Source organism: Frateuria aurantia DSM 6220 (assembly GCF_000242255.2).
Lineage (GTDB): Bacteria > Pseudomonadota > Gammaproteobacteria > Xanthomonadales > Rhodanobacteraceae > Frateuria > Frateuria aurantia.
The window spans coordinates 476,505-501,747 of the sequence record NC_017033.1; the positions used below are offsets into that span (position 1 = coordinate 476,505).

At 65.0% G+C, this 25,243-nt stretch carries 23 protein-coding genes and 1 pseudogene; 10 read left to right on the forward strand and 14 right to left on the reverse strand.

What is annotated here, in order from left to right:
* Positions 1-87: 87 nt before the first annotated feature.
* Positions 88-2,268: a RelA/SpoT family protein gene (locus tag FRAAU_RS02070; RefSeq protein ID WP_014401915.1), complete on the forward strand. Its 2,181-nt coding sequence runs from the start codon at positions 88-90 to the stop codon at positions 2,266-2,268.
* Between the two features lie 78 nt (positions 2,269-2,346).
* Positions 2,347-3,618 (forward strand): lytic murein transglycosylase, encoded by a 1,272-nt coding sequence (locus FRAAU_RS02075; RefSeq protein ID WP_014401916.1) that lies wholly within the window; start codon positions 2,347-2,349, stop codon positions 3,616-3,618.
* Positions 3,619-3,865: 247 nt separating this feature from the next.
* Here the strand turns inward: FRAAU_RS02075 and FRAAU_RS17925 are convergent.
* The 3 genes and pseudogenes from FRAAU_RS17925 to FRAAU_RS02095 form a co-directional block, all read right to left on the reverse strand.
* Positions 3,866-4,660: pseudogene (locus FRAAU_RS17925) on the reverse strand (DUF2252 family protein); the annotation flags it as partial.
* 96 nt (positions 4,661-4,756) lie between these two features.
* Positions 4,757-5,923 (reverse strand): class I SAM-dependent rRNA methyltransferase, encoded by a 1,167-nt coding sequence (locus tag FRAAU_RS02090; protein WP_041270324.1) that lies wholly within the window; start codon positions 5,921-5,923, stop codon positions 4,757-4,759.
* Between the two features lie 58 nt (positions 5,924-5,981).
* A complete protein-coding gene (locus FRAAU_RS02095) occupies positions 5,982-7,613 on the reverse strand; it encodes an OpgD/OpgG family glucan biosynthesis protein (RefSeq protein ID WP_014401918.1) in 1,632 nt (543 codons plus the stop codon).
* A gap of 357 nt (positions 7,614-7,970) precedes the next feature.
* Here FRAAU_RS02095 and FRAAU_RS02100 point away from each other — a divergent pair, with 357 nt between their 5' ends.
* Positions 7,971-8,723, forward strand: coding sequence for an SDR family NAD(P)-dependent oxidoreductase (locus FRAAU_RS02100; protein ID WP_014401919.1), 753 nt, complete (start codon positions 7,971-7,973; stop codon positions 8,721-8,723).
* A gap of 27 nt (positions 8,724-8,750) precedes the next feature.
* Here the strand turns inward: FRAAU_RS02100 and FRAAU_RS02105 are convergent, their stop codons facing one another.
* The 6 genes from FRAAU_RS02105 to FRAAU_RS02130 all read right to left on the reverse strand — a co-directional run bounded on the left by FRAAU_RS02105 (position 8,751) and on the right by FRAAU_RS02130 (position 12,887).
* The gene (locus FRAAU_RS02105) at positions 8,751-9,149 is read right to left on the reverse strand and encodes an acyl-CoA thioesterase (protein WP_014401920.1); all 399 of its coding nucleotides are present in this window, start codon (positions 9,147-9,149) and stop codon (positions 8,751-8,753) included.
* A gap of 38 nt (positions 9,150-9,187) precedes the next feature.
* Positions 9,188-9,625, reverse strand: coding sequence for a hypothetical protein (locus FRAAU_RS02110; RefSeq protein WP_014401921.1), 438 nt, complete (start codon positions 9,623-9,625; stop codon positions 9,188-9,190).
* Positions 9,626-9,718: 93 nt separating this feature from the next.
* On the reverse strand, positions 9,719-10,876 hold the full coding sequence (locus FRAAU_RS02115; RefSeq protein ID WP_014401922.1) for a glutathionylspermidine synthase family protein: 1,158 nt from the start codon (positions 10,874-10,876) through the stop codon (positions 9,719-9,721).
* A gap of 2 nt (positions 10,877-10,878) precedes the next feature.
* The gene (locus tag FRAAU_RS02120) at positions 10,879-11,466 is read right to left on the reverse strand and encodes a DUF1190 domain-containing protein (RefSeq protein WP_014401923.1); all 588 of its coding nucleotides are present in this window, start codon (positions 11,464-11,466) and stop codon (positions 10,879-10,881) included.
* A 45-nt stretch (positions 11,467-11,511) separates the two neighbouring features.
* On the reverse strand, positions 11,512-12,453 hold the full coding sequence (locus FRAAU_RS02125) for a serine/threonine protein kinase (protein WP_014401924.1): 942 nt from the start codon (positions 12,451-12,453) through the stop codon (positions 11,512-11,514).
* Positions 12,450-12,887 (reverse strand): hotdog fold thioesterase, encoded by a 438-nt coding sequence (locus tag FRAAU_RS02130; protein WP_014401925.1) that lies wholly within the window; start codon positions 12,885-12,887, stop codon positions 12,450-12,452. Before FRAAU_RS02130 ends, FRAAU_RS02125 begins: the two co-directional genes overlap by 4 nt.
* Positions 12,888-12,990: 103 nt before the next feature.
* Here FRAAU_RS02130 and FRAAU_RS02135 point away from each other — a divergent pair, with 103 nt between their 5' ends.
* From FRAAU_RS02135 to FRAAU_RS02150, 4 genes are all read left to right on the forward strand, one after another.
* Positions 12,991-14,028: an FAD-binding oxidoreductase gene (locus tag FRAAU_RS02135; RefSeq protein WP_041270738.1), complete on the forward strand. Its 1,038-nt coding sequence runs from the start codon at positions 12,991-12,993 to the stop codon at positions 14,026-14,028.
* A 91-nt stretch (positions 14,029-14,119) separates the two neighbouring features.
* The gene (locus FRAAU_RS02140) at positions 14,120-15,190 is read left to right on the forward strand and encodes a zinc-binding metallopeptidase family protein (protein ID WP_014401927.1); all 1,071 of its coding nucleotides are present in this window, start codon (positions 14,120-14,122) and stop codon (positions 15,188-15,190) included.
* A 105-nt stretch (positions 15,191-15,295) separates the two neighbouring features.
* Complete coding sequence (def, locus tag FRAAU_RS02145; protein WP_014401928.1) at positions 15,296-15,835, forward strand: peptide deformylase; 540 nt, start codon at positions 15,296-15,298, stop codon at positions 15,833-15,835.
* A gap of 278 nt (positions 15,836-16,113) precedes the next feature.
* On the forward strand, positions 16,114-16,443 hold the full coding sequence (locus tag FRAAU_RS02150) for a hypothetical protein (protein WP_014401929.1): 330 nt from the start codon (positions 16,114-16,116) through the stop codon (positions 16,441-16,443).
* Between the two features lie 145 nt (positions 16,444-16,588).
* Here FRAAU_RS02150 and FRAAU_RS17085 read toward each other — a convergent pair whose 3' ends face one another.
* From FRAAU_RS17085 to FRAAU_RS02160, 3 genes are all read right to left on the reverse strand, one after another.
* On the reverse strand, positions 16,589-16,735 hold the full coding sequence (locus tag FRAAU_RS17085; protein WP_014401930.1) for a hypothetical protein: 147 nt from the start codon (positions 16,733-16,735) through the stop codon (positions 16,589-16,591).
* A 546-nt stretch (positions 16,736-17,281) separates the two neighbouring features.
* A complete protein-coding gene (locus FRAAU_RS02155) occupies positions 17,282-18,592 on the reverse strand; it encodes an NCS2 family permease (protein WP_014401931.1) in 1,311 nt (436 codons plus the stop codon).
* Between the two features lie 75 nt (positions 18,593-18,667).
* Positions 18,668-19,786, reverse strand: coding sequence for a nucleoside hydrolase (locus tag FRAAU_RS02160; RefSeq protein ID WP_014401932.1), 1,119 nt, complete (start codon positions 19,784-19,786; stop codon positions 18,668-18,670).
* 127 nt (positions 19,787-19,913) lie between these two features.
* Here FRAAU_RS02160 and FRAAU_RS02165 point away from each other — a divergent pair, with 127 nt between their 5' ends.
* Together FRAAU_RS02165 and FRAAU_RS16300 are read left to right on the forward strand one after the other, a co-directional pair.
* Positions 19,914-20,648, forward strand: a complete 735-nt coding sequence (locus FRAAU_RS02165) for a queuosine precursor transporter (RefSeq protein ID WP_014401933.1) — start codon at positions 19,914-19,916, stop codon at positions 20,646-20,648.
* Between the two features lie 53 nt (positions 20,649-20,701).
* A complete protein-coding gene (locus tag FRAAU_RS16300; protein ID WP_014401934.1) occupies positions 20,702-21,346 on the forward strand; it encodes a histidine phosphatase family protein in 645 nt (214 codons plus the stop codon).
* Here the strand turns inward: FRAAU_RS16300 and pyrF are convergent.
* Together pyrF and ettA are read right to left on the reverse strand one after the other, a co-directional pair.
* Entirely contained in the window at positions 21,315-22,142 is an 828-nt protein-coding gene (gene pyrF / locus FRAAU_RS02175; protein ID WP_014401935.1) for an orotidine-5'-phosphate decarboxylase, read from the reverse strand. The two genes, FRAAU_RS16300 and pyrF, sit on opposite strands and share 32 nt — an antisense overlap.
* 137 nt (positions 22,143-22,279) lie before the next feature.
* Entirely contained in the window at positions 22,280-23,938 is a 1,659-nt protein-coding gene (ettA, locus tag FRAAU_RS02180; protein ID WP_014401936.1) for an energy-dependent translational throttle protein EttA, read from the reverse strand.
* 310 nt (positions 23,939-24,248) lie between these two features.
* Here ettA and FRAAU_RS16305 point away from each other — a divergent pair, with 310 nt between their 5' ends.
* Complete coding sequence (locus FRAAU_RS16305; RefSeq protein WP_014401937.1) at positions 24,249-25,157, forward strand: LysR family transcriptional regulator; 909 nt, start codon at positions 24,249-24,251, stop codon at positions 25,155-25,157.
* The last annotated feature ends 86 nt before the right edge of the window (positions 25,158-25,243 follow it).

The following is a 25,243-nucleotide window of genomic DNA, read 5'->3' on the forward strand; positions in this document are numbered from 1 at the left end:
GGGATGGCCGTCGGACAACAGTGCAGCCGTCGCCGCAAGTCATGTCGGTCGTGGCTTGGTGGGTGCCTGCTGCCGGAGCCGCCGCTGATGGAGCTCAGTCCAGCTTTGCAGGTGCCCTTGAATGCCGACCTGCCGGATTTCGTGCAGGTGCTGAAGCGTCAGGTCGCCTACCTGTCCGACAGCCAGATCGAGAAGGTGCTGCGTGCCTACGTGATCGGGGCCGAGGCCCATCGCGGCCAGACCCGCAAGAGCGGCGAGCCCTATATCACCCATCCGGTGGCGGTGGCCGGCATTCTCGCCGAGCAGCGGCTGGATGTGGAAACCATCATCGCCGCCATACTGCACGACACCCTGGAAGACACCGACTACAGTCGTGAGGACATGACGGCGGAGTTTGGCGATACCGTGGCCGAACTGGTCGACGGCGTGACCAAACTCGACAAGATGCATTTCGGCAGCCGGCAGGAGGCCGATGCGGAAAGCTTCCGCAAAATGCTGCTGGCCATGTCGCGCGACCTGCGTGTGATCCTGATCAAGCTGTCCGATCGCCTGCACAACATGCGGACACTGGGTGCCAAGGAGCCTGGGTCCCGCCGCCGCATCGCGCGCGAAACCCTGGAAATCTACGCGCCGATCGCCCAGCGGCTGGGCATGAACAAGTTCAAGGCCGAGCTGCAGGATCTGGGTTTCCGTGCCTTGTATCCCGAGCGTCATCGTGTGATCAGCGGCCGCATCCGCAGCGCCCTCGGTTCGCGCCGCGAGATGATGGGACAGATCGAGCGGGCACTGGCCGAGCGGCTGGCCCAGGCCGAATTGTCCGTATTGATCGCGGGACGGGTCAAATCGCCCTGGAGCATCTATTCCAAGATGCGCAGCGAGCACAAGAGCTTCGCCCAGCTGATGGACCTGTACGGCTTCCGGGTGGTCACCGACAGCCGCATGAACTGCTATGCCGCCCTGGGTGTGGTCCATGCGCTGTACAAGCCGGTGGATCGCCGCTTCAAGGACTTCATCGCGATTCCGAAGGCCAATGGTTACCAGTCGCTGCACACCGTGCTGCTGGGGCCGTCGAATGCGCCCATCGAAGTGCAGATCCGCACCTCGGACATGGATGATGTCGCCGAGGGGGGCGTGGCGGCGCACTGGGCCTACAAGGCCGATGTCAGCGGCCCGGCGGCGACCAACCAGGCCCAGCTGAAGGCCAGGGAGTGGCTGGCTTCGCTGGTCGACACCCAGGCCAACAATGCCTCGGCGGCCGAATTCATCGAGAACGTCAAGATCGACCTGTTCCCGGACGAGGTCTATCTGTTTACTCCGCGTGGCGATATTCTGGCCCTGCCGCGTCATGCCACGGCACTCGATTTCGCCTATGCCGTGCACACGGATGTCGGCCAGCATGCCGTGGCGGCCCGGGTCGATCGCAAGCTGGTGCCGTTGCGGACCCGGCTGGAGTCGGGTCAGCAGGTGGAAATCATCACCGCGCCGTCGGCCGGCCCCAATCCGGGCTGGCTGGATGCGGTTGTCACCGGCAAGGCCCGCACCGCGATCCGGCAGTATCTGAAACATCTGCAGCACGAGGATGCGGTCGATTTCGGTCATCGCATGCTGGACCGGGCGCTGGAACATCTGGGCTCCAGCCTGGATGCTATTCCCAGCCAGGTTCTGGAAGCATTCCTGGCCGACTCGCGCGAGGAACGGCTGGAAGACCTGCTCTCGGATATCGCTCTGGGCAATCGCATGCCCGATCAGGTGGCGACACAGCTGCTGACCGCGCTGGGTCGTGGCGGCAGCACCGGTGTGCCGGCCCATCAGCCTATGGCGGCCGAGAAAATCACCATCACCGGTGCCGAGCGCGGCATTCTCAGTTTCGGCAATTGCTGCCATCCGCTGCCGGGTGACGACATCATCGGTTATCTGTCTTCAGGCAAGGGCGTGGTGGTGCACCGCCAGGAATGTCCCAATGTCGCCGAGCTGCGCAGTTCGCCGGGACGTTGCATCGAGATCGGCTGGGCCCGCGAAGTGCAAGGCGTGTTCAAGGCCGAGCTGCGGGTCGAGGTCATCAACCGCCCCGGCGTGCTGGCGACCATCGCGACCGCGATAGCGGCCGCCGATTCCAATATCGAGAACGTCGAATACGTGGAGCAGGATGCCGCCGCGGCCAGTCTGCTGTTCACCCTGGAGGTCAATGACCGGCGCCATCTGGCCGAGGTGATCCGCCGGGTCCGCCGTACCGGGGCCGTCAGCGGCGTCTATCGCTATCCGATCTAAGATGCGGGGCCGTACATCGGGCCTGCCTCCGATCTGCAAGGGTCGCTGTCGCCCCTGAAACTGTTGCCGAGGTTCCCGATGCTTGCACGCCGTTTGCGCCTGCGCGCCGCTCTCGTCCTGATGGGACTTTCCGTGCCGCTGGCAGGAGCAGCGGAGGGGGCAGCGGTCACGCCGGCCGCTTTTGCCCACTGTCTGGATGAGCTGTCCGCCCAGGGGCCGGCTCATCAGGTGTCAGCCTCCGTTTTTCATGCCTATACCCGGGACTTGAGTCCGGATGACAGCGTGCTGGCGGCACTGGATCGGCAGCCTGAGTTCAGCACGCCGATCTGGGATTATCTGTCCGGGCTGGTCGATGCGGAGCGGGTGGCCGATGGCCGTGCCGCGCTGCGCCAGTGGCAGGCGCCGCTGGCCGCGATCGAGCGGCGTTACGGCGTCGATCCCGCCACGGTGGTGGCCGTCTGGGGCGTTGAAAGCAATTTCGGTCGCCAGCGCGGCAGCCGTCCGCTGCTGCGCTCGCTGGCGACCCTGTCCTGTGCCGGGCGACGTCAGGCCTTCTTCCGGGGCGAGCTGTTCGCCACTCTGCGGATTCTGCAGCATGGTGATATCGCGCCGGAACAATTGACGGGCTCATGGGCGGGCGCTTTCGGCCAGACCCAGTTCATGCCGAGCACTTTCGAGCGCATCGCCGTGGATTTTGATGGTGACGGTCGCCGTGATCTGGTGGGAAGCGCGGTCGATGCGCTGGCCTCCACGGCCCATTATCTGGCCCGTTCGGGCTGGCAGAGAGGCGAGTCTTGGGGGCTGCCGGCAAGGTTGCCGGCAGGGTATCAGCCGCCGGTCAGCGGTCGCCGCGATACACGAAGCCTCGGCTTCTGGCGGCGGCAAGGCCTGCGTGCCTTGTCCGGCGCGGGCTTGCCGGCTGGCGACCAGTCGGCCGCGCTGCTGCAGCCGGCAGGCCCGGAGGGGCCGGCCTTTCTGGTCTTTCGCAATTTCAACGCGATCTACAGCTACAACGCCTCGATCAGCTACACCCTGGCGATTGCCTTGCTGTCTGACCGGCTGCGCGGCCTGCCGGCGCCGACGCTGGCCTGGCCCACCGACGACCCGGGTACCTCGCGGGCCGAACGTCGCGAGATCCAGCAGCGTCTGCTGGATCTCGGTTATCCGCTGGGAGCGGCCGACGGCATGATCGGCGACAAGACCCGTGAGGCGATCCAGGCCGAGCAGCGCAAACGCGGCCTGCCGGCCGACGGTCGGGCAGGACAGAGGATCCTTCAGCGCTTGCGCATGTCATCGCCGGCCGCCTCGACGACCTCCGTGGCCGGCGGAGCCGGGGCGGTTTCGAAATAGCCCCGATCCCAGGCCCGGGATCGGCTCTCCTGTCGCGCCTGACCCGCTGTGCGGACTCGGCGGACAGATCGATCAGCCGGGTTTTTCGGCACCGTTTGCCGGCGTATTCGATCAGCTCGTCGGCGCAGGCCAAATTCTCGCGGCCGCGGCTGCGCAGCAGGTCCTGCAGATGGGGGATCGATCCCTTGGCGGATGCCAGCTCGATGCGGTCTTCCGAGGGCTGCAGGGCCCGCAGCACATAAGACTGGCCGTCCATTTCCACGGCCTGCATCCGGCGCTGGATGGCGATCACCTGCTCGGCCGGCGTCGTCCAGCGGGCCTGATGCTGCATGCCGCTGTGCAGGGATGAGCCGATCGCCAGTTTCAGATCCAGCAACACCTGCCCATTCTCGCCGCCCTTGCCCTGAACCAGCACAATATAGCGTGGCAGGTCCAGACGGCCGGTGCCGGCCACTCGTCGGGCTACATCCAGCACTTCGAAGCAATCCGGCCTTTCATATTGTCGACCGCCCTGCTTCAGCAGGTTCCGTATCGGGGCGATCTGTTCGGCCGTGGCCGGCAGCAGCTTGTTGCCATCGATCTTCAGGCGCCGATGACCGTTTTCCACTGCGGTGCGACGGGTCAGCAGGTCCTTGCGGCCGTGCAGATTGCCCGGCAGCTCGTCGATCAGACTGTCCACCGTATCGCGCTCGATCCAGCCCGCCTTGCCACCGGCCAGTTCAGCAGCATAGGCCGCCACGGTATGCTCGCAAAGCGTATCGATGGTGCCTTCGCCCAGTCCCATGTCGGCCAGGGCGAAACGGATGCTGGTCAGCAGCCGCAGCAGTTCCCAGCTGCAGGGCGCCAGAGTGGCCTCGTCGAAATCATTGATGATCGTTGTGACCAGCTGGCTGTCTCCCTTGTAGCTGCCGAAGTTTTCCAGATGCAGGTCACCGCAGATCCAGCTTGCCGGCGCCTTGCGCAAGGCGCCGGCGGTGGGCCGCCGGGCATAGAACAAATGACAGCTGCCTCGCAGGAAGACAAAGGCATGCGGGCCAGCCATGGCGGGTCGCGCCCCTGGTTTCAGGCCTGGATGACGGCGGCGATGTCGATGCGGTTCGAGGTCATGCCAGGGTCCTGGGCGAGGGGAGCGGGTGGGTCAATACACTTTGCAGAACACCGCCTTCAGATAGCGGCCTTCCGGGACGTCGGCACGTACCGGATGATCGGCACCGGCGCCGCGTGACTGCAGGATCTGGATCTCGCGACCGGCGTGGGCGGATACCCGCCGCAGCATGTCGTGGAAGTCGGCTTCGCTGACCAGTCCGGTGCAGGAGCAGGTCAGCAGCAGGCCGCCCGGCTCGATCACTTCCAGCGCGGCGCGGTTCATGGCGAAGTATTTCTTCAGCGCGTTCTGGATGCGGTTGCGATCGCGGGTCAGTTTGGCCGGATCCAGAATCACCGCGTCATAGCGCTCGCCGCGTTCGCTGGCCTGACGCAGCCAGTCGAAGATGTCAGCCTGCTCGAAGCGCGGCTGCAAGCCATTGAGTTCGGCATTGCCGCGCGCGATCTCCAGAATGGCCGGATCCATGTCGACACCCACCGCCGAGGCGGCACCGCCGGCCAGGGCGTGAATGGCGAATCCGCCGGCATTGCAGCACAGGTCCAGTACCCGGCGGCCGCGGGCCATTTCGGCGAACAGCCGTCGGTTGTCGCGCTGGTCGGCGAAAAATCCGGTCTTGTGGCCCACGCCTGGTGCCGCCTGGAAACGCAGGCCGTATTCCTCGACCAGGGTCGGCTCGGGCATGTCGCCACTGCGGCAGTCGAAGGACTCCTGTTTCTGGACATGGGCTTCGGCGAACTCGTACAGGTTGGCATCCGGAAAATGCCACAACAGGGCGGCGCGGATGACTTCCCGCAGGCGCCACATGCCGGCAGCGAAATATTCGATGACCAGGGTATCGGCATATCGATCGACAACCAGGCCGGACAGACCGTCACCCTCGCTGTGGATCACGCGCCAGGCATTGGCATGGCGGTCCAGCTGCAGCTCATCGCGGCGCAGGGCGACCGCCCGGGCGATCCGCTGTTCGATCCAGTCGGCATCGGGCACCTGGCCGGGCTGGTTGCTCAGCAGTCGCAGCGCGATGCGGGCATGGCCGTTCCAGAAGCCGTGGCCGACCTGGCGGCCGGCAGGGTCCTGGATTTCGACGACGGTGCCGGGGGCGATCCGCTGTTCGGGCTTCTGGACCTGGGCGGACCAGATCCAGGGATGGCCCGGCAGGCGGTCGGATTTGAGACGGATGATCGGCAAGGATGTATTCATCGGCCTATGATACCGGGCCGCACCGGCCAGCGGCGCGCGGCCCGGCGTGGCTGCGGCATCAGGCATGGCGCCGCTGGTCGGCCGGCGGCGGGAAATACTGGTACAGCCAGGTTTCGCTCAGCGTGGCGTGATTTCCGCCTGCCCGGATGAAACAGCGCATGTCGACCGGCGCGGTACCGGCATCGTCCGGATACCAGTCGAACAGCACCCGGAAGCCGTGGACCTCGTCGGGCAGTGCCAGCACCTGCGGGTCGCGGATCCGACCGGTACTGGCGCTGATGACCGGTTCGATCGCGGCCGTGGCCGGCATCGCTGCCAGCGGACCGCCGACGAAGTCGATGGCGAACCGGCGGGCCCAGGCGGCGGGATAGTGCTCGCCCGGTGCCCAGCCTTCGGTGAAGTCGCCCAGGCCCGAACGGGTGGAACGGACCTGGGCCAGCCCCGGTGCCACCGGCGGCAAGGCGCTCCAGTTCAGGCGGTAGCCGAAATCACGGGATTCGCCGGCTCGCAGCGGCTGCTTCGGCGTCCAGAAGGCGACCACATTGTCCAGGGTTTCGCCGGTGGTCGGCATTTCCATCAGATTGATCGATCCTTCGCCCCATTCAGTGGTGGGCGTGGCCCACAGACTGGGGCGCCGGTCATAGCGGTCGACCGTGTCCTGGTAGCTGTCAAAACGATGGTCGGTCTGGACCAGGCCGAAGCCCTTGGGGTTGGTGTCCTGGAAGCTGTTGAACTGGATATGCGGCGGATTGCTGAGCGGGCGGCAGATCCACTCGCCATTGCCGCTCCAGATCGAGAGGCGGTCCGAGTCGTGGATCTGCGGATGGAAGGTGTCGCAGCGGGAGCGCTCGTCGGTACCGCAGCTGTACATGCTGGTCATCGGGCAGATGCCGATCTGGGCGATATCCTTGCGGGCGTTGACGTGGGCCTGGATATCCATCACCACCTGATGGTCTTGGCAGTCGATGGCAAAGCGGTAGGCTCCGGTCGCGCTGGGCGAATCGAGCCGGGCGTAGACCACCATCCGGCGGCTGCCAGGGGCTGGCTGTTCGAACCAGAAGGCGGTGAAGTCCGGGAATTCCTCGGGCTGCGGCCCGAAGGTGTCGATGGCCAGACCGCGGGCCGAGAGCCCGTACTGGCCGGTATCGTCCACGGCGCGGAAATAGCTGGCGCCGAGAAAGGCGACGATGTCGTGGTGCCCGGGATCAGGTTGCTTGTAGATCCGGAAGCCGGCGAAGCCGTAGTCGCCATGCAATTGGCTGACATCGACGCCACTGTCGCCGTAATTGAACAGACGGGGGTCGAAATGCACATCACTGGCGATGCCACTGCCCGGATCGATCCGGTACATCCGCACCGGCTGCCTGAAGCCCATGCCGACATGGAAGAATTCCACATCCAGTCCGGAACCGCTGCCATGCCACAGCGAGCGCTGGCGATCATAGTGGATGACATTGAAGGCTTGCGGTTGCATCCCGGCCAAGGTGGGCGGCAGGGTTTCACTGCCTGAGTGCCAAGGCCGGCCGGCCTGACGGCGGGCGTCGGCAATCAGCTCTTCAAAACTGAAGCGATGACTCCCGCCGCTGTCAGGCCCCCTGGTCCGAGAGCTGGCGAGCAGCAGGCTGGAGGTGGACAGGCCGGTAAAGGCCGCGAGGGCGGCCGTGGCTTTCAGTAGATCTCTGCGCTGCATGGAACGATCCAAAAGCTGTGGGCGCGACTCTTCCTTCCCAGTCCTGCGCCGTGGGGTGAGGCCCATCCGCGAAGCCCGCTTTGCCGGCGCTCGTCCTGCGCACGGCGGGGCCCGCCGGCACAGTCGCAACGGTCGGCGCGGACGGATCAGGCACTGCTCCGGTCTGCCGCCCGACGCCGGCCAACGACCGGAACGCACGGCGAGCCGGGCACCTGTTCGGCTTCGAGCTTAGCGCAGATGCAGCCTGCCCCTGAAGAGACGGCGGGCGAGCCTGTTCAGCAAGATGCCATGTGCGGCGTGCTACGTCCCGGCTTGGCATACTGGCGGGCATGACCATGACCGATGAGGATTGCCGAGTTGAATCTGATCTTGACGGGAGCCAGCCGCGGCTTGGGCCTGGCCTTGGCCGAAACGGCGCTGGCCAGCGGCTGGCGGGTATCTGCCTGCGCGCGCAGCGAGTTGCCCGCATCGTTGGCGGACATGGCGGCTGCCGGCCGACTGGTCTGGAGTTCTTGTGATCTGGCCGATCCGGCATCGGCCCTGGCCTGGTTGCGACAGGTACTGTCCGGCATGCCGGACAAGGGGCCGCTGCATCTGCTGCTCAATGCCGGGGTGCTGGAACCCTTGGGGGCCATGCCTTCGCTGCCGGCCGAGGCGGTGCAACAGCATCTGCAGATCAATCTCGGCACGCCGATGCTGCTGGGTGCGGCCTTTGCCGGGCATTGCGCCGAGCGGCAGCGCGAAGGCCGGCTGCTGGCCATCTCCTCGGGCGCTGCACGCCGACCTGCACCGCACTGGGGTGCCTACTGTGCCAGCAAGGCCGGTCTGGACATGGCCATCAGGGTGCTCAATGCCGAAGCCGCGGCCAGCGGGGAGGGCGGGCGCTTCAAGGCCGTGTCGCTGGCCCCCGGCGTCGTGGATACCGAGATGCAGCACCGTATCCGGCAGCAGTCATTTCCTGGTGTGCAGCGCTATCTCGACCTGCATGCCGAGGGCCGGCTGACGTCATCGCAGGGCGCCGCGGCGGCCATCTTCGATTATCTGCAGACGGCGGATTTCGGTGCTGTCGAAATCGACGACATCCGCCATTACCCGGTCAGCGCCGCCTGATCCGGGCACAGGGCAAAGGCGTCGTGCTCAGGCCGTTTCGACGGCGGTGGTCGCCAGCTTCTTGCCATGGGCGGAGGGTTGCCCCTGGCTGTCGACATTGACGAACACGATCTGGTCGATGGTCAGGATGCTTTTGTGACTGATCATGTTGCGGACCTCGCAGCGCAGCGTGATCGAGGTGCGACCCATGGCGATGGCACTGATGCCGAGCTCGATCACGTCACCCTGGCGGGCCGAACTGACGAAATTGATTTCCGACATGTACTTGGTGACGACCTGCGAATTGTCCAGCCGGTCGATCACATACACGGCGGCTTCCTCGTCGATCCAGCGCAGCAGGCTGCCGCCGAACAGGGTGCCGTTGGGATTGAGATCCTCGGGCTTGACCCATTTGCGGGTGCGAAAATTCATGATTTCGTTGCTCATCTCGAATCCAGGCAAGTCGGGTGGCGAAAACGGACGTGTCAGCGCAGGCGCAGAGCCAGCCATGAGGCCAGTGCCAGCAGGTTGATGCCGATGCGGGAGACCGCAGGACCGGCGATGGCGAAGACGAAGCCCTGGCTGCCCAGATGCCAGTCATAGCCCAGCCGTGGCGCATGCAGCAGGGTGGCGTAGATATTCACATAACCGCCGCAATGCAGGGCGTAGCTGAACATCGGAGTCGCCAGCAAGGGCAATTGCAGCAACTGGGCGATCTGCGAGCAGATCACGCCGCGTGGCCGGTTCTCCACCAGCAGGACGCCGGCGACCAGCACAAAGCTGAAGATGAGCAGTCCGATGATCGCAAACACCGCGTCCTGGGTGGTGCCCAGGGGCAGCAGACGGCGCAGCATGGCGGTCAGGCCATAGAGTCCGCCCGCGATTTCGAGAATGCCGATCAGTCGGAACAGAACATCACGCATGCACCAGCGACCCCGCCAAAACCCTAAGCATAGCCCAGCATCGTCGCCGGTTGGGGCGCCGAGAGCTGATGGGCCGACCGTTGGCGTGCTGCTTCAATCGATAATCGCATGGGGCACGAAACGGGCCAGATTTCCGGTGATCGGCTGATCGTCCTCGCGGATCCCCAGCCCACAGGGCTGGTCGTCGATCATCCAGCTGCCCAGCACCGGTCGGCCGCCGTCGAAGTCCGGCAGCGGATGGTAGCGCTGGATGATCCATGGGCCCGCATAGGGACCGCTGCTCTGCCATTGCCGGCCGTCGCCGGCATGAATCTCGATATTGGCACCTTCCCGCGAATGCAGCGGCTTGCGGACCCAGCCCGCCGGCACGGCGTGGCGACCGTCGTCGAAACGGGCTTCCAGCAGCAGTGGATGGCCGGGATAGTATTGCCACAGCAGGGGCAGCAGTCCCTTGTTGCTGAGCACGGCTTTCCACGGCGGTTCGATCAGCTGCAGGCCGGAACGGGGCAGATCCTGCCCATACCGGTCGCGGATCATGTCTTCCAGCGGATAGAGCTTGAACAGGCTGCGGATGATGGTGTCCTCGAGATCGGTGCAGCGGCCGTCCCGTGTCTGGCCGATCTGCTGCAGATCGATGGCCCGGGTATCCAGTCCGGCCTGGATGGCACAGTCCCGAAGATAGGCGACGGTAGCCTGATCTTCTGGCCAGCCGGCCAGCGCGGTGAAATACAGCGGCTGAGCCAGCGACTCGCGCAGGGTGCCGAAGCGTGCGATCAGGGCTTCGTGGAGGCTGTTGAACTGGTCGGCCGATGCCGGCAGGTGTCGCGCGCTGCGCTGATCTTCCAGCCAGCCCCACTGGAACCAGGCCGCTTCGAACAGCGAGGTCGGCGTATCGTAGTTCAGCTCGTAGAGCTTGACCGGACCGCTGCCGTCATAGGCCAGGTCCAGCCGGCCGTACAAGCTGGGGTCGCGCTGCCGCCAGCTGGTGGCGATCCAGTCCCTGTGGCTGGCGGGAATGGCGAGGCTTTGCAGCAGATCCTCGCGCCCGATGATGCGATCGACCATATCCATGGCCATGGCGTGCAGCTCCATGCTGGCCGCCTCGATGTCATCTTCGATCTGGCGCAGGCTGAAGGCGTAGTACAGGCTTTCGTCCCAGTAGGGCTGACCATGCGGCGAGTGATGGACGAAACCGCAGGCTTCCGCCTGCGTGCGCCAGTCCGCGCGTTCGGCAAGACGGAGCCGCCGCATGCTTATTCACCACCTCCGCCATGGGCGCCGAAGCCGCCGAAACCGCCACGGCTGACGGTGACGGCCCGGTCGGCCGGCAGTTCGATGGCCTGCAGCGGCGGGCGGCTGACCGTGCCCGTGCCCCTGCCATAGAAGTGACTGCCGCTGCCACTGCTGCAGCTGCCGTTGGGCGCGGCCCCGGAAGCGCAACTTGCCGGTGCACGGAACCATTGCCCGCTGCGGTCGCGGAAGGCGGGCGCCGTACTCGGCGCGCCCTGGGGCTGCCCGTTGCGCAAGGCCTGGGACAGCAGAAACCCGGTCAGCATCGGCGTGAATACGGTATGGCCATCGCTCTCCTGCGTTTGGCAGGACTGCTTGCCATAATCGAGTTCACAGTCTGCAAGGCTGTCGAAACGAGGGGCCTCCGTCCTGGCCTGGTTGCGTGCGTCGGCATAAGCCTGCCGGCAGGTGCTTGCATCATGGGTGGCGGCGGTGCAGCTGTCTACGGACGTATAGACGCCTTCGCGCGAACTGTCATCGTGACTGCAGCCTGCCAGCAGCAAGGGGGCCGAGCCGAGCAGGACCAGGCGCAGATGTCGGGATCGTTTCATGACCGATATCTATCATGTCGCATCGCGAGTGACCAGTCCCGGGGTCTACAGGTCCTCGGCCAGTTGCTGCAGATCCTGGATATGGTGCTCCCACCAGCGGGCTTCCCGGGCAAAGGCAAAGGCCGGCGGGAAGGCCGGGTCATCCCAGCGGGCGGCGATCCAGCCGGCATGGTGGATCTGGCGCATCGCCCGCAGGGCAGGGACCAGCGCAAGTTCCTGCAGCGGTGGCTCGGCAAACTGGCCATAACCTTCCAGCAGATGGCCCATGGCGTTGTCATCCGCCGCCAGCATCCACAGGTCCTGGATGGCAGGGCCCATCCGGCAGTCATCGAAGTCGACGAAATGCGGACCTTCATCGGTCCACAGTACATTGCCTGGATGGCAATCGCCGTGCAGACGCAGTTCGCGGTACGGACCGACGGCGTCGAGACGCTGCTCCAGCGCCTGGCGCAGCTGCTGCAGAGCGGCCGCGTACTCCGGGTGCAGGTGCTCCGGCAACAGCCGGCTGGTCAACACGGCCTGACCGGGGCGAACCACCATCTGTTCCAGGTCGATGCGGCCGCGGTGCCGGAAGGATTCGCGGCCGCCGACGGCATGGATGCGGGCGATCAGCCGACCCATCCATTCCAGCTCGTGCGCGGACTCCAGTGACGGTGCACGGCCGCCGCGGCGTGGCGTGATCGCATAGTGAAAGCCTTCGAGGGTCTGCAGGCTGCGGCCGTGGAAGACAAGCGGGCTGACCACCGGCAGCTCGGCATCAGCCAGCTGTCGGCTGAAGACATGCTCTTCTTCCAGTGAGGGGAGTGACCAGCGCCCGGGCCGGTAGAATTTGGCAACGACGAAAGAGCGATCTTCCAGCCCCACCTGCCAGACCCGGTTTTCATAGCTGTTGAGCGCCAGCAGGCGTCCGTCCGGCGCCAGTCCGCAGGCTTCCACCGCATCCAGCACCCGATCCGGATCCAGGCTGGCATAAGGCACCTGGCTCACCGGCTGACCACCTTGGCCGGCACGATAGCCATGGTGATCCGGGATACGCAGGTCAACTGCCCAGCCTCGTTTTCGATGCGGATTTCCCAGACCTGGGTGGCACGTCCCAGATGCAGCTTTCTGGCCGTTCCCGTCACGACGCCGGAGCGGACGGCCTTCAGATGGTTGGCATTGATCTCCAGGCCGACGGCCATGGATTCGTGGGTATCCAGGGTCAGCAGCGCGGCCATGCTGCCCAGGGTTTCGGCCAGCGCCACCGACGCACCGCCATGCAGCAGGCCGAAGGGCTGATGCGTGCGCGCATCGACCGGCATGGTGCCCTGCAGCCAGTCATCGCCGACGGCGGTCAGCTGCATGCCCAGGGTGGACAGCAAAGTGTTTTCGCCCAGCCGGTTGAGCTCGGCGAGATCCACCGGTTTTTTCCAGATACTCACCTGGGGAGATCCTGTGCAGTGAAGACAAGTCCGCATGATAGCCTGCGCGCGTGGTCGCACCGGAATGATTGTTATCAGTCTGCGCAGGGGCGACAATAGCCCGGTGAATACCGTAACCCTTCAAGCGACCGGCCTCCGTTTTCAGGTGGCGGCCGGTGAGACCATTCTGGCGGCCGCCGAACGTTCCGGCATCCGGCTGGCCTCCGATCCGGCCGCAGGTGTCCCTGCGCGATTGCTGTCCGGCCGTTGCCGGCATCGTGGCGAGGGCGGCGAGATCGCCTCGAGCGGACCGGTGCGCCAGCCCCTGATTGAACTGCGTCAGGCCGAGGCACTTGCCGACTTGCTGCTTGCGGCCGAAGACGTGGGCGAACTCAGTGAACTGGCGCCGCGGCGATTGCAGGTCGAGGTGGCTGCCAAGCTGGCGCTGGCTCCGGATGTGACCGGCCTGCATCTGCGGCCGGTGGCGGGGGAAGGGCCGCTGCGCTGGTTGCCCGGCCAGTATCTGGAATGCCTGCTGGATGACGGTCGGCGTCGACCGTTCTCGATTGCCGGCTGCCCTCGTCTGGACCAGGTGATTGAACTGCATATCCGGCATGTGGCCGGTGGCGGCTTCACCCAATGGGTCCATTCCGACCTGGCGGTGGGTGACACGCTGACGATCGAGGCGCCGCGCGGCACTTTCGTGCCACGCGAAGATTCGCTGCGGCCGATCATCTTCGTGGCGGGCGGCACCGGGTTTGCACCCGTGAAGGCCTTGATCGAGCATTTTCTGCATCGTGGCAGCTCGCGCGCCATGCAGCTGTACTGGGGCGTGCGCACGGCCGCGGATCTTTACCAGCGCGAACTGGTCCAGGCCTGGTGCGAGGCCTGCAGCGGACTCGACTTCCAGCCCTGCATTTCCGATCCGGCCCAGGCGGCACTGGCCGGCCTGCGTGCGGACCTGGTCCACGAGGCGGTACTGGCGGATCATCCGGATCTGTCCGGGCATGATATCTACATGAGCGGCCCCCCGCCCTTGATCGATGCCGGCCGGCAGTTGTTTCCGGAGGCCGGGCTGCCGCCGGAGCGGCTGTATTACGACACCTTCGACTATGCGCCCGACCTGCTTGCGAGTATCTTGAAAGCCCGTCTGACGACTTGACCCCGGCGGAGGTGGACGGCGGCGGGGAAGCGGCGGCAACGCCGGTACCACCGCCAGTCATCTGGCGCACTGAGGCTCGGCAGGATGTTGCATGAAGACATTCCATTGCGATGCCTGCGGGCAGCAGGTCTTTTTCGAGAACGTTCGCTGCGAAGCCTGCGGCCACGCGCTGGGCTATGTACCCGAACGCGCCGAGGTGATGGCCTTCGAGGCGGACCCGGACGGGCACTGGCTGGCCGTGCGTGGCGCTGGGCCGCGCCATTACAAGCCTTGCCGCAATTATGCGGTGGAAAACGTCTGCAACTGGATGTTGCCGGCCGATGATCCCCAGGCCCTGTGCCCGTCCTGTCAGCTGACCCGTGTCATTCCGGCACTGGGACAGGAGGACAATCGCCAGCGCTGGTTCCGGATCGAGCGGGCCAAACGGCGTCTGTATTACACCCTGGCCTTGCTGGGATTGCCGCTGGATTCGCGCCAGACAGATCCGCACCAGGGGCTGGCTTTTGAATTCCGCGAACAGATCGAGGGCGGTCCGGTGGTGCATACCGGGCATTCGGACGGGGTGATCACCCTCAATATCGCCGAAGCCGACGATGCGTACCGGGAACGGATGCGGACCGAACTGGGCGAGCCCTACCGCACCCTGCTGGGCCATCTGCGGCATGAGTCCGGGCACTACTACTTCATGCGGCTGATGCGGGAAGGGCCGCTGCTGAAGGCCTGCCGGCAATGCTTCGGAGATGATCGCGAGGACTACGCCGCCGCGCTTCGCCGCCATTATCAGAACGGCCCGCCGGCGCATTGGGAGCAGACCCATGTCAGCGCCTATGCCACCATGCATCCCTACGAAGACTGGGCCGAATCCTGGGCGCATTATTTGCACATGGTCGATACGCTGGAAACCGCCCAGGCCTGTGGTTTGTCATTGGCACCGGCCCATCCTGACCAGCCCAGTCTGGCCGCCGACGGAGAGGCTGTGGCCCACGCCGGTTTCAATGACCTGATCGGGCGCTGGTTTCCGCTGACCTATGTGCTGAACAGTCTCAACCGCAGCCTCGGCCAGCCCGATGGCTACCCGTTCACGCTGGCCACGCCGGTGATCGGGAAGCTGCGTTTCATCCACCAGGTGATTCATCGTCAGAAGATGCCTTCACCGGATTGAGACGGGGCGGAAGCGGATCCGACAAGGCGGCGTCGATGGCGCTCATGCCCTGATACCGCGAATGGCATACCATGGAGTCCCCGAGGTTGCCGCAAGAGACTGATCATGATCCATGAAATCCTCAGGATGGGTGATCCCCGCCTGCTCAAGGTCGCCCAGCCCGTGCCCGGGCACATGCTGGGCAGCGATGAGCTGAAGCAGTTGATCGCCGACATGTTCGACACGATGCATGCCGCGGGAGGCGTCGGTCTGGCGGCGCCTCAGATCGGTGTCGACCTGCAGCTGGTGATCTTCGGCTTCGAGCAGGCCGACCGCTATCCGGAAGCACCGCCGGTGCCGCGTACCATTCTCCTGAATCCTGTGATCACGCACTTGTCGCAGGACATGGAAGAGGGCTGGGAGGGCTGCCTGTCGGTACCCGGGCTGCGCGGGGCGGTCAATCGCTACACCCTGATCCGTTACGAGGGCATCGACCCGGACGGTGAGGTCATTGATCGTACCGCCGAAGGCTTTCATGCCCGCGTGGTCCAGCATGAATGCGATCATCTGATCGGACGGTTATACCCCTCGCGAATGACGGATTTTTCCAAGTTCGGATTCACGGATGTGCTGTTTCCCGATATGGATCCCGGCGCTGACGACTGAACGGTGGTGGCTTGCTGCCTGCGTCGATGGCCACTGACGGCTCGAGTACGCCGCCGCAGGATGCCGCAGGGCATGCGCGGTGGGTCCGGTAGGCGGCCATCCAGCAGTCCGTTGATGGTTGGCCATGATACTGGCGTATGTCCTGATGACGGCTTCCTGCATGGTTCACGCATCGTGAACAAACCGAGGTATTAAGCTGCGCCTGTCGAAGTCCTGGATTTCCGGCCGGAATCGCGGACTGCGGCATGCCACTTATCAAAACCATGGAGGGTCATGACATGCGTGCATTGAACGAACACGAGCTGAAGAACGTCGCCGGTGGCGGCCTGATAGGCGATATCGCCGAGTTTGCGGTACAGGAGGTCCGCGCCTCGGTACTCGGTGCGGTTGCAGCGGGTTCCGCGGGAGCCATCATCGGCGGTCGCCATGGCGGTGATGGCGGCGGCCTGCTGGGTATCGGCGGGATCGGCCAGTTGGTGGGCCTGGTCAGCGGCGGTCTGATCGGATTGGCGGCCGGAGCCATCGGTGCGCCGCTGATCGGCTGGGACGACACGGTGAAATACACCGAGAGCGCGATCCAGGGCGTCATCAACGGAACCCTGGGATGAGGTGAGCCGCCAAGGGGGATATCCCTCCCTTGGCGGCTTCTGCAGGTGAACTGTCATCGAGTATGGACATTTGCCGGGCCTTGCCGCTTCGGCGGGACGAGCAACAGACAGCAGGGCATTCAGGCATCCTGAAGACGCCGGACGGTCATGTCATCCGGCAAACCCGTGCATCTGGGATATGGACACCGTTGATGAAATTGTCCGTGAGTCGGATTTTCGAAATGGGTTGGCCGGTTTTCAACAGGTCCTTCATGGCCAGATAGGACTTTGCCTGTTCGCTGGTGACCGGCATGTCGCTTGCATCCATCCCTTTGCCAAGCCGTGACGAGGTGGACTGGATTTTTCTTTATATTTCCATGGGGCGGCTTAGACGGGCATCGGGCGTGACGATGACGAGCTTCCATTTGTCGGTTTCCCTGGAAAACATCCAAAGGGCGCCTTGGATGTCCATTTTTTTTCGAGTGCGGTGATGGGATGCTCACCGGTCTCGATCATCTCGCCCGTGAGCGAGTTGCCTACCAGTATGCGTTGATCCATGTCAGTACTCGGTAGGTCCGGGCCGTGCTGGCCTTGTACAAATCCCTTGTCTCCAGCCGGCTGATGTCATGCCTGTATCTGCCTGCTTCGGACCCGTACCACGGTCCAGTGGATTCGCGCAGGGTGGGTGCTTGGCAGTTTTTGCAGAGGCTGCTTCAGATAATTTCGGGCAATGGAGTCCAGCTTGTCGCTGTGCGGGGCATGGCCGCCGGGATCTGGATTTGCCCATGAGGGGAAAGTGCGTCAGATAACGGATCATGGCACAAACCTGCGAAAGGGTGCCTGATCCCGGCGGCAAGTTTCAGCCCAGCGCGTAGCGTGCCACGAACAAGGCGCCGATCAGGGCGGTAGCCGGATGCACGTCACGCCAGCGGCCGGCGCCCAGTTTCAGCAACACATAACTGACGAAACCCAGGGCCAGCCCGTTGGCGATGGAATAGGTGAACGGCATGGCGCTGGCGCAAATGGCCGCCGGAGCGGCCTCGGTGATGTCATTCCATTCGATGTCGACCAGTTCGCGCAGCATCAGGCCGGCGACGTAGATCAGGGCCGGGGCGGTGGCATAGGCCGGCACCAGCGAGGCGACCGGGCCAAACCACAGGGCGCACAGGAACAGTGCGCCGACGGTGATGGCGGTCAGGCCGGTACGGCCACCGGCCTGCACGCCGGCGGCGCTTTCCACAAAGGCCGTCGTACTGGATGTGCCGATCAGGGACCCGGCGAGGATGGCGGTGCTGTCGGCGAACAAGGCCTTGCCCAGGCGGTGACGCTTGGCCGGATCGGCCAGCAGGCCGGCTCGCTGTGCGACCCCCATCAAGGTGCCGGTGGCATCGAACATCTCCACCAGCACGAAGACCAGTACCACGTGCAGCAGGGCGAAGGCCAGGCCGCCGTGATCGGCATGCAGGGCCCCCGGAATATCCAGCTTCAACCAGGTCGGGGACAGGCTGGGCGGCATGGCCACCAGTCCCTTGTAGTGCAGGTCACCCAGCGCAATGCCGGCCAGGGTGACCGCCAGGATGCCGATCAGGATCGAGCCGCGGATACGGCGGGCTTCCATGATCGCGATCAGCATGAAGCCGCCCAGTGCCAGCAGCGGCGGAGCCTGATGCAGGTCGCCAAGGGTTACCAGGGTATGCGGATCGGCGACGATGATATGGGCTTTCTGCAGGCCGATCAGTGCCAGGAACAGACCGATGCCGGCAGCGATCGAGCTGCGCAGCGAGGAAGGGATGCCGGCGATCAGCCATCGCCGGATGCCTGTGGCGGTCAGCAGCAGAAAGATGCAGCCGGAGAGAAAGACCAGGCCCAGCGCCTGTGGCCAGGTATAGCCCATGCCGGCGACCACGGTGAAAGCCAGAAAGGCATTCAGGCCCATGCCGGGAGCCAGGCCCACCGGGTAGTTGGCCAGCAGACCCATCAATACCGAGCCGACGGCAGCGGCCACGCAGGTGGCGACAAAGCAGGCGCCTCGGTCCATGCCCGTGCTGGCCAGGATGTCCGGGTTCACGAATACGATATACGACATCGTCAGGAAGGTGGTGGCACCGGCCAGCAGCTCGGTCTGGACCGTGGTGTTGTGGTCGCTCAGCTTGAAGAGTCGTTCCAGCATGGAAGTTCCGGTAGAGAGGCTCGATAAAGGAATGGCGTGGCGATGCCGGCCGGTGACCGGCATCGCCTGGCGGGCTCAGCGACGGGGCGTCGGTGCCTGCATCAGCTGAGTGAACTGCTGCAGCAGGGCGGCATCGTCCACCTTGAACACGACCTTGGCCGAGGTTTCGCCCAGTCCGGGGTTCAGCCCGGGGTTCCAGCTCAGGGTATTGCCGTAGCCGGCACCATGATCGGTATCCACATCGACGGACAGGGTCCGCTGCTGGCGGATCAGGGCCGGATCCAGCCACAGGCCCATCGCCATCTCGTCCCACAGCGGGTAGCCGGCCTGGCCGTAACGCTGCAGATAGCGTGCCACCGGCGTGCCGGCCTTGCCGATGGTATCCAGTGTGCTCTGGCCAAGATACGTTGTCGTGGTCGGGTCCACCGGCACCAGGGTCAGCTGCGGCCAATGCTGGTGCAGCACAATGCTGGCGGCTTCGGGGTCGAAGCGGAAGTTGAATTCCAGTCGCGGGGTATTGGCATATTCACTGGCAAACGGACTGCCGCCCGGGGGCGGCTGCGGCGAGAAGCTGCCGCCCATGATCACCAGTTCCTTGACCAGCGATGGCAGCTCCGGGTCCAGCTTCACGGCCAGGGCCAGATTGGTCAGCGGTCCCAGCGCGACGATGCTGACCTGGTGCGGATGGGCACGCACGGTCTGCACCAGGAAATCGGCCGCGGCCTCGGGGCGGGCTTTCAGTTTCGGCGCGCCCTCGGCCATCGGCGGTACCACATCAGCCGCATGCGGAGGGCTGCGCGGCACCACGCTGTTTTTCGGCCAGGCTTCGGTCCAGGCCCCTTTGTAGGCGAGCTTGCCATAGCGCGCTTCCCACAGCTTGGTGGCCTGCGGCGTGTTCAGCAGGGGCAGATCCGGGCCGGCGGCCACCGGAATATCGGTGCGGCCGATCAATTCCAGCATCCGCAAGGTGTGCTGGGTGTTTTCACGGCACCAGCCGTCACCGCTTTCGACAGTGATGCCGAGCACTTTCACGTCGGGCGCCTGGATTGCCATCAGCACGGCTTGCAGATTGCTGGTGGCGGGACCGAAGGCGTCCTGGTCGATGATGACCTGCCGGGGGGATTCGGCGGCCGCGGCGTTGGCGGTCAGCAGGCTCAGGCCCAGCGAGGCGAGCAGGGGAATCAGGCGTGGCAAGCGGAAGCTCCTGTTGGGGGCGTGTCGGGCCGTGCAGCGGCGCGACATACGTGATTTCCGGCGGCCGGCTGCGGCCATCGGGCGGGATGTGTAAGATCGATCATATTCAATGGTGACAGGTGGCAGGATGGAATCCAATCCGAGGCCGGGGGGCTTCCGTTTCTATGACATGCTGGTTGCAGGCATGGTAGCGGTCTTGCTGTGCTCGAATCTGATCGGTCCGGCCAAGGTCAGCCTGATCGATCTGCCGTGGCTGGGGCCGTTGAATTTCGGCACCGGCAACCTGTTTTTTCCGATCGGCTATATTTTCGGCGACGTGCTGACCGAGGTCTATGGTTATGCCCGGGCACGGCGGGCGATCTGGGCCGGATTTGGCGCGATGCTGTTTGCCACGGTGATGGCCTGGTCGGTGATCCATATGCCGGCCAGCCCGGCCGAGCCCTTCAACCATGTGCTGCAGCCGGCGCTCGAGACCGTGTTTGGCGGCACCTGGCGGATCGCGCTGGCCTCGATGATCGGTTACTGGATCGGTGATTTCGTGAATGCCTTCGTGATGGCCCGGTTGAAGCTGCTGACCGGCGGCCGCCATCTCTGGACCCGCACCATCGGCTCGACGGTGGTCGGTCAGGCCTGTGACAGCCTGACCTTCTATCCGATTGCCTTCTATGGCATCTGGGAAAGCACGACCCTGGCCAAAGTGATTCTGTTCAACTGGAGCATGAAGGTGCTGGTCGAAGTGGTGCTGACACCCGTGACCTATCTGGTGGTCAATGCCCTGAAGCGGGCCGAAGGCGTGGACATCTTCGATCGGGGCACGCATTTCAATCCCTTCAGCCTGCGTGACGAAGGCCAGCGGCGATAGTTCCCCCGAGCGGTCGGGTAAACTGACCGCTTTGCGGGAAGGATTCTCAAGGCATGCGCATTTTGATGGCACGACACGGCCAGACCGAGTGGAATCTGGCGGGTCGGATACAAGGCATTGAAGACAGCCCCCTGACCGCACTGGGCATCGAGCAGGCGCGGGCGGTGGGGCAGGCCTGGCGGGGCAGCGGCATCCGGCATATCCACAGCTCGCCGCTGGGTCGGGCCATGGATACCGCCCGTCATGCAGCCGAAGGCCTCGGCGCCGAGTGCTTCGATGATCCGGGACTGGTCGAGCGCGCCTTTGGCCGCTACGAGGGCATGCCGATTGCCGAACTGCGCGAGCAGGAAACGGATTGGGAGCCGATCATTCTGGGGACCCGGCCCGAACTGGCTGCACCAGGCGGTGAAACCTTGCTGCAGGTCGCTGACCGGGTGGAAGCGGCCGTACGCAAGCTGGCGGCCGACAGCGACCAGGCCACCCTCGGCATCGTCAGTCACGGCCACTGCCTGCTGGCGCTGGCCTGGCGACTCGGCGGCCAGCCGGACGATATCCGTCAGTTCCATCATCGCAATGCCAGCTACAGCGAGCTGGAGTGGATGGATGGCAAGCTGCGGCTGCTGCGCTGGGCCGTCGCCGACCATCTGGTCGGCGACGAGTCCGGACTCAGCGCGCCGGCGAGTTTCGCTGCGCGTTGATCTGATCCTTGAGATCGCTGGCGGCGCGGCCTGCGGCGAGGGCATAGTCCTCGCCTTGACCGGCATAGATGATGGCCCGCGACGAGCTGATCATCAGGCCGGTGCCATCGGCGGTGGCGCCGTGGCGTATCACTTCGGCGACATCGCCTCCCTGGGCGCCGATGCCGGGCACCAGCAGCGGCATATCGCCGACCAGTGTGCGGACCTCGCCCAGCTGGCCGGGCCAGGTGGCACCGGTCACCAGGGCGCAGTTGCCGTGGCCGTTCCAGGATTCGGCAATGATTTTCGCCACATGCTGGTACAGCGGCCGGCCACCGACATCCAGGTCCTGCAGGTCGGCCGCCCCTGGATTGGAGGTATGGCACAGCAGGATAACGCCCTTGTCGGCGCGCTCCAGAAAGGGCTCGGCCGAATCGCGGCCCAGATAGGGGTTCAGGGTGACGGCATCGGCCTGATAACGGTCGAAGGCTTCCACGGCATAACGTGCGGCGGTGGAACCGATGTCGCCGCGCTTGGCATCGAGGATTACCGGAATGCCGGGATGGGCCTCGTGGATATAGGCGATCAGCCGTTCCAGCGCGTCTTCGGCAGCCAGGGCCGCAAAATGGGCGATCTGGGGCTTGAAGGCGCAGGCATGGGCAGCGGTGGCATCGACGATGGCCTTGCAGAACGCGAACACCGGATCCGGGTGGTCGGCAAGTACGGCCGGGAAGCGGCTGGGCTCGGGGTCGAGGCCGACGCAGAGCAGCGAATCATGGCGGCTCCAGACCGCCTGCAGATCAGTGATGAAACTCATGGGTAATCCCTCGGACGGGCGGTGACTGCCGTCCGTCACCGCCGGCACCGGTGCGGGCGTCCATCCCCCTTCCGGCGCCGCGGCCGCCAGCCCGGTGAAGGCTGGCGGCCATGGCGGTACGTGGCAGGCGAAGGGCCTCAGGCCAGTTTCTTGTACTTGACGCGTTTCGGGCCGGCATCGTCACCGAGGCGACGCTTTTTGTCGGCTTCGTACTCGTTGTAGTTGCCGGGGAAGAATTCCACGTGGGAGTCGCCTTCAAAGGCGATGATGTGGGTGGCGATGCGGTCCAGGAACCAGCGGTCATGCGAGATGACCATGGCGCAGCCAGGGAATTCCAGCAGCGCGTCTTCCAGCGCCCGCAGGGTTTCGACGTCCAGATCGTTGGAGGGTTCATCCAGCAGCAGCATGTTGCCGCCCTGCAGCAGGGTCTTGGCCAGATGCAGGCGGCCACGCTCACCACCGGACAGGTTGCCGACGATCTTCTGCTGGTCGGTGCCCTTGAAATTGAAGCGGCCGATATAGGCACGCGACTGGATCTCGAAATTGCCGACGGTGAGGATGTCCGAGCCGCCGGAGACTTCCTGCCAGACGTTGTTCTTCGGATCCAGGGCGCCACGCGACTGGTCGACATAGGCCAGTTTGACGGTGTGGCCACGTTTGACCTCGCCGCTGTCGGGCAGTTCGACGCCGGTGATCATCTTCATCAGCGTCGACTTGCCGGCGCCGTTGGGGCCGATGATGCCGACAATGGCGCCGGCCGGGATCTTGAACGACAGGTCCTCGATCAGCACACGGTCACCAAAGGACTTGGTGACGTTCTTGAACTCGATCACTTCGTTGCCCAGACGTTCACCCGGCGGAATGAAGATCTCGTTGGTCTCGTTGCGGCGCTGGTAGTCGACGGCATTGAGCTCGTCGAAGCGGGCCAGACGTGCCTTGCCCTTGGACTGGCGGCCCTTGGCCGCCGAGCGGACCCATTCCAGTTCCTTCTCGATGGCCTTCTGGCGCGACTTTTCCTGCTGGGCTTCCTGCTTCAGGCGCTGGTCCTTCTGTTCCAGCCACTGGGTGTAGTTGCCCTTCCAGGGAATGCCGCGGCCGCGGTCAAGTTCCAGGATCCACTCGGCGGCATTGTCCAGGAAGTAGCGGTCATGGGTGACGGCCACCACGGTGCCGGTGTAGTCGTGCAGGAACTTTTCCAGCCAGTCCACGGATTCGGCATCCAGATGGTTGGTCGGTTCGTCCAGCAGCAGCATGTCGGGCTTGGACAACAGCAGGCGGCACAGTGCAACGCGGCGCTTTTCACCACCGGACAGCGGGCCGACCTTGGCATCCCACGGCGGCAGGCGCAGCGCGTCGGCGGCGACTTCCAGCTGGCGCTCAAGCGCATGGGCATCATTGGCGGCCAGGATGTTTTCCAGCTTCTGCTGTTCCTCGGCCAGCTTGTCGAAGTCGGCACCGTCTTCGGCATAGGCGGCATAGACTTCTTCCAGCCGCTTCTGGGCATCGAGCACCACGGACACGCCTTCTTCGACGGCTTCGCGCACCGTCTTCTCGGGATCCAGCTGCGGTTCCTGGGCCAGATAGCCGACCTTGACGCCGGGCTGGGCGCGGGCTTCACCCTGGAAATCGGTGTCCACGCCCGCCATGATCTTCAGCACGGTGGACTTGCCCGCACCGTTCAGACCCAGCAGGCCGATCTTGGCACCGGGAAAGAAGCTGAGCGAGATGTCCTTGATGATCTGGCGTTTCGGGGGAACGATCTTGCTCACCCCGTTCATGGTGTAGATGTATTGCATGAATTCTCCGGATGGGCCGAAAGCCGCTCCCAGCGGCGCAGGCTGCGGACTGGGGGGAAGGCCTGACCTATAGTGTAGCCTGTGTGTCGGCTACTCAGCGATGCTCAACTATGGCGCAGCATGCCCGTAGGATCCCGGTCTGGCCTCCAGGGGCCGGGCGGCGAGCGGCGGGCGAGGCATGGGTTTTCACTCTGTCCATGCAGGGTGAGACCTAGAATCGCGCGCTTTCCGGCAGCCGTTCGTGGCGGGGGGCATCCCGGCTCTCCACGGGCGCCGGCCGGGGCGTGGTCCCGATGGAAGGGGGCATGGCATGCGTGTGACGCTGCGCCAACTGAATGTATTCGTCGAAGTGGCGCGCCGGGCCAGCTTCAGCGTGGCCGCCGGACAGCTGCATCTGAGCCAGCCGGCCGTCAGCCGGCAGATCCGTGAGCTGGAGACGGCGCTGGGGCTGCGCCTGATCGATCGCAGCACCCGTACCGTGCAGCTGACAGCCGGAGGTCAGCGGTTGCTGGAGCGGGCCGAACATCTGCTGCAAGTGTTTCGATCCACGGTGGCCGAGGTCAGGCAGGATCCCGTCGAGGCGCGCCCGATCGTGCGGGTGCTGCTGCAGAGTGCCGATCTGGAGCGCCTGCTGGCGCCAGGGCTGGCCTGGTGTCAGCAACGCTATCCGACGATTGCGGTGATCCTGCATCGCCCCGGCGATGAGCGTGGGATGCGCGAGGGCGGAGACGGGCTCGATTTCGGGGTCGGGAATGTTCCGCCGCAGGGGGTGGTCTGGCGGCATCAGGTGGTCGGCCATCGGCGCCTGCACCTGATCGCGCCTGCCCGTGCGCCCTGGAGTGACGGAGCGCCCTTCCGTTGGCAGCAGTTGCAAGGGCAGTCACTGGTGGTGCTGGCTGCGGGGCCGGTCACGCGGTCGGTGCTGCAGCAATCATTGCAAGGATTCGGGGTGGATGCCGCCGGCATTTGCGAGGCCGCTTCGCTGGCGTCGGCCTGCAGGCAGGTACTGGCAGGCAAGGCGCTGGGGGTATGGCCCGGATGGCTGCAACCGACCTCGGGCGGGCCGCTGCTGTCCTCGCCGCTGCTGCCCGTTGTCGAGCATGAGTTCGTGCTGTGGCGGCGGGACAACCGGCCCTTGGCCGCGGCGGCGCAACTGATCTGGACGGCATTGACACGGTTCCTGGCGGAGTCGTGGTGCGACAGCAACGAGTACGGGTAAACCCTGGCTGACGATCTGCGTTCACAGCGGCAGATGGCGGCTCTCGCGTTCAGGTCGGCATCGGCATGATGAAGGTGCAAAAGCCG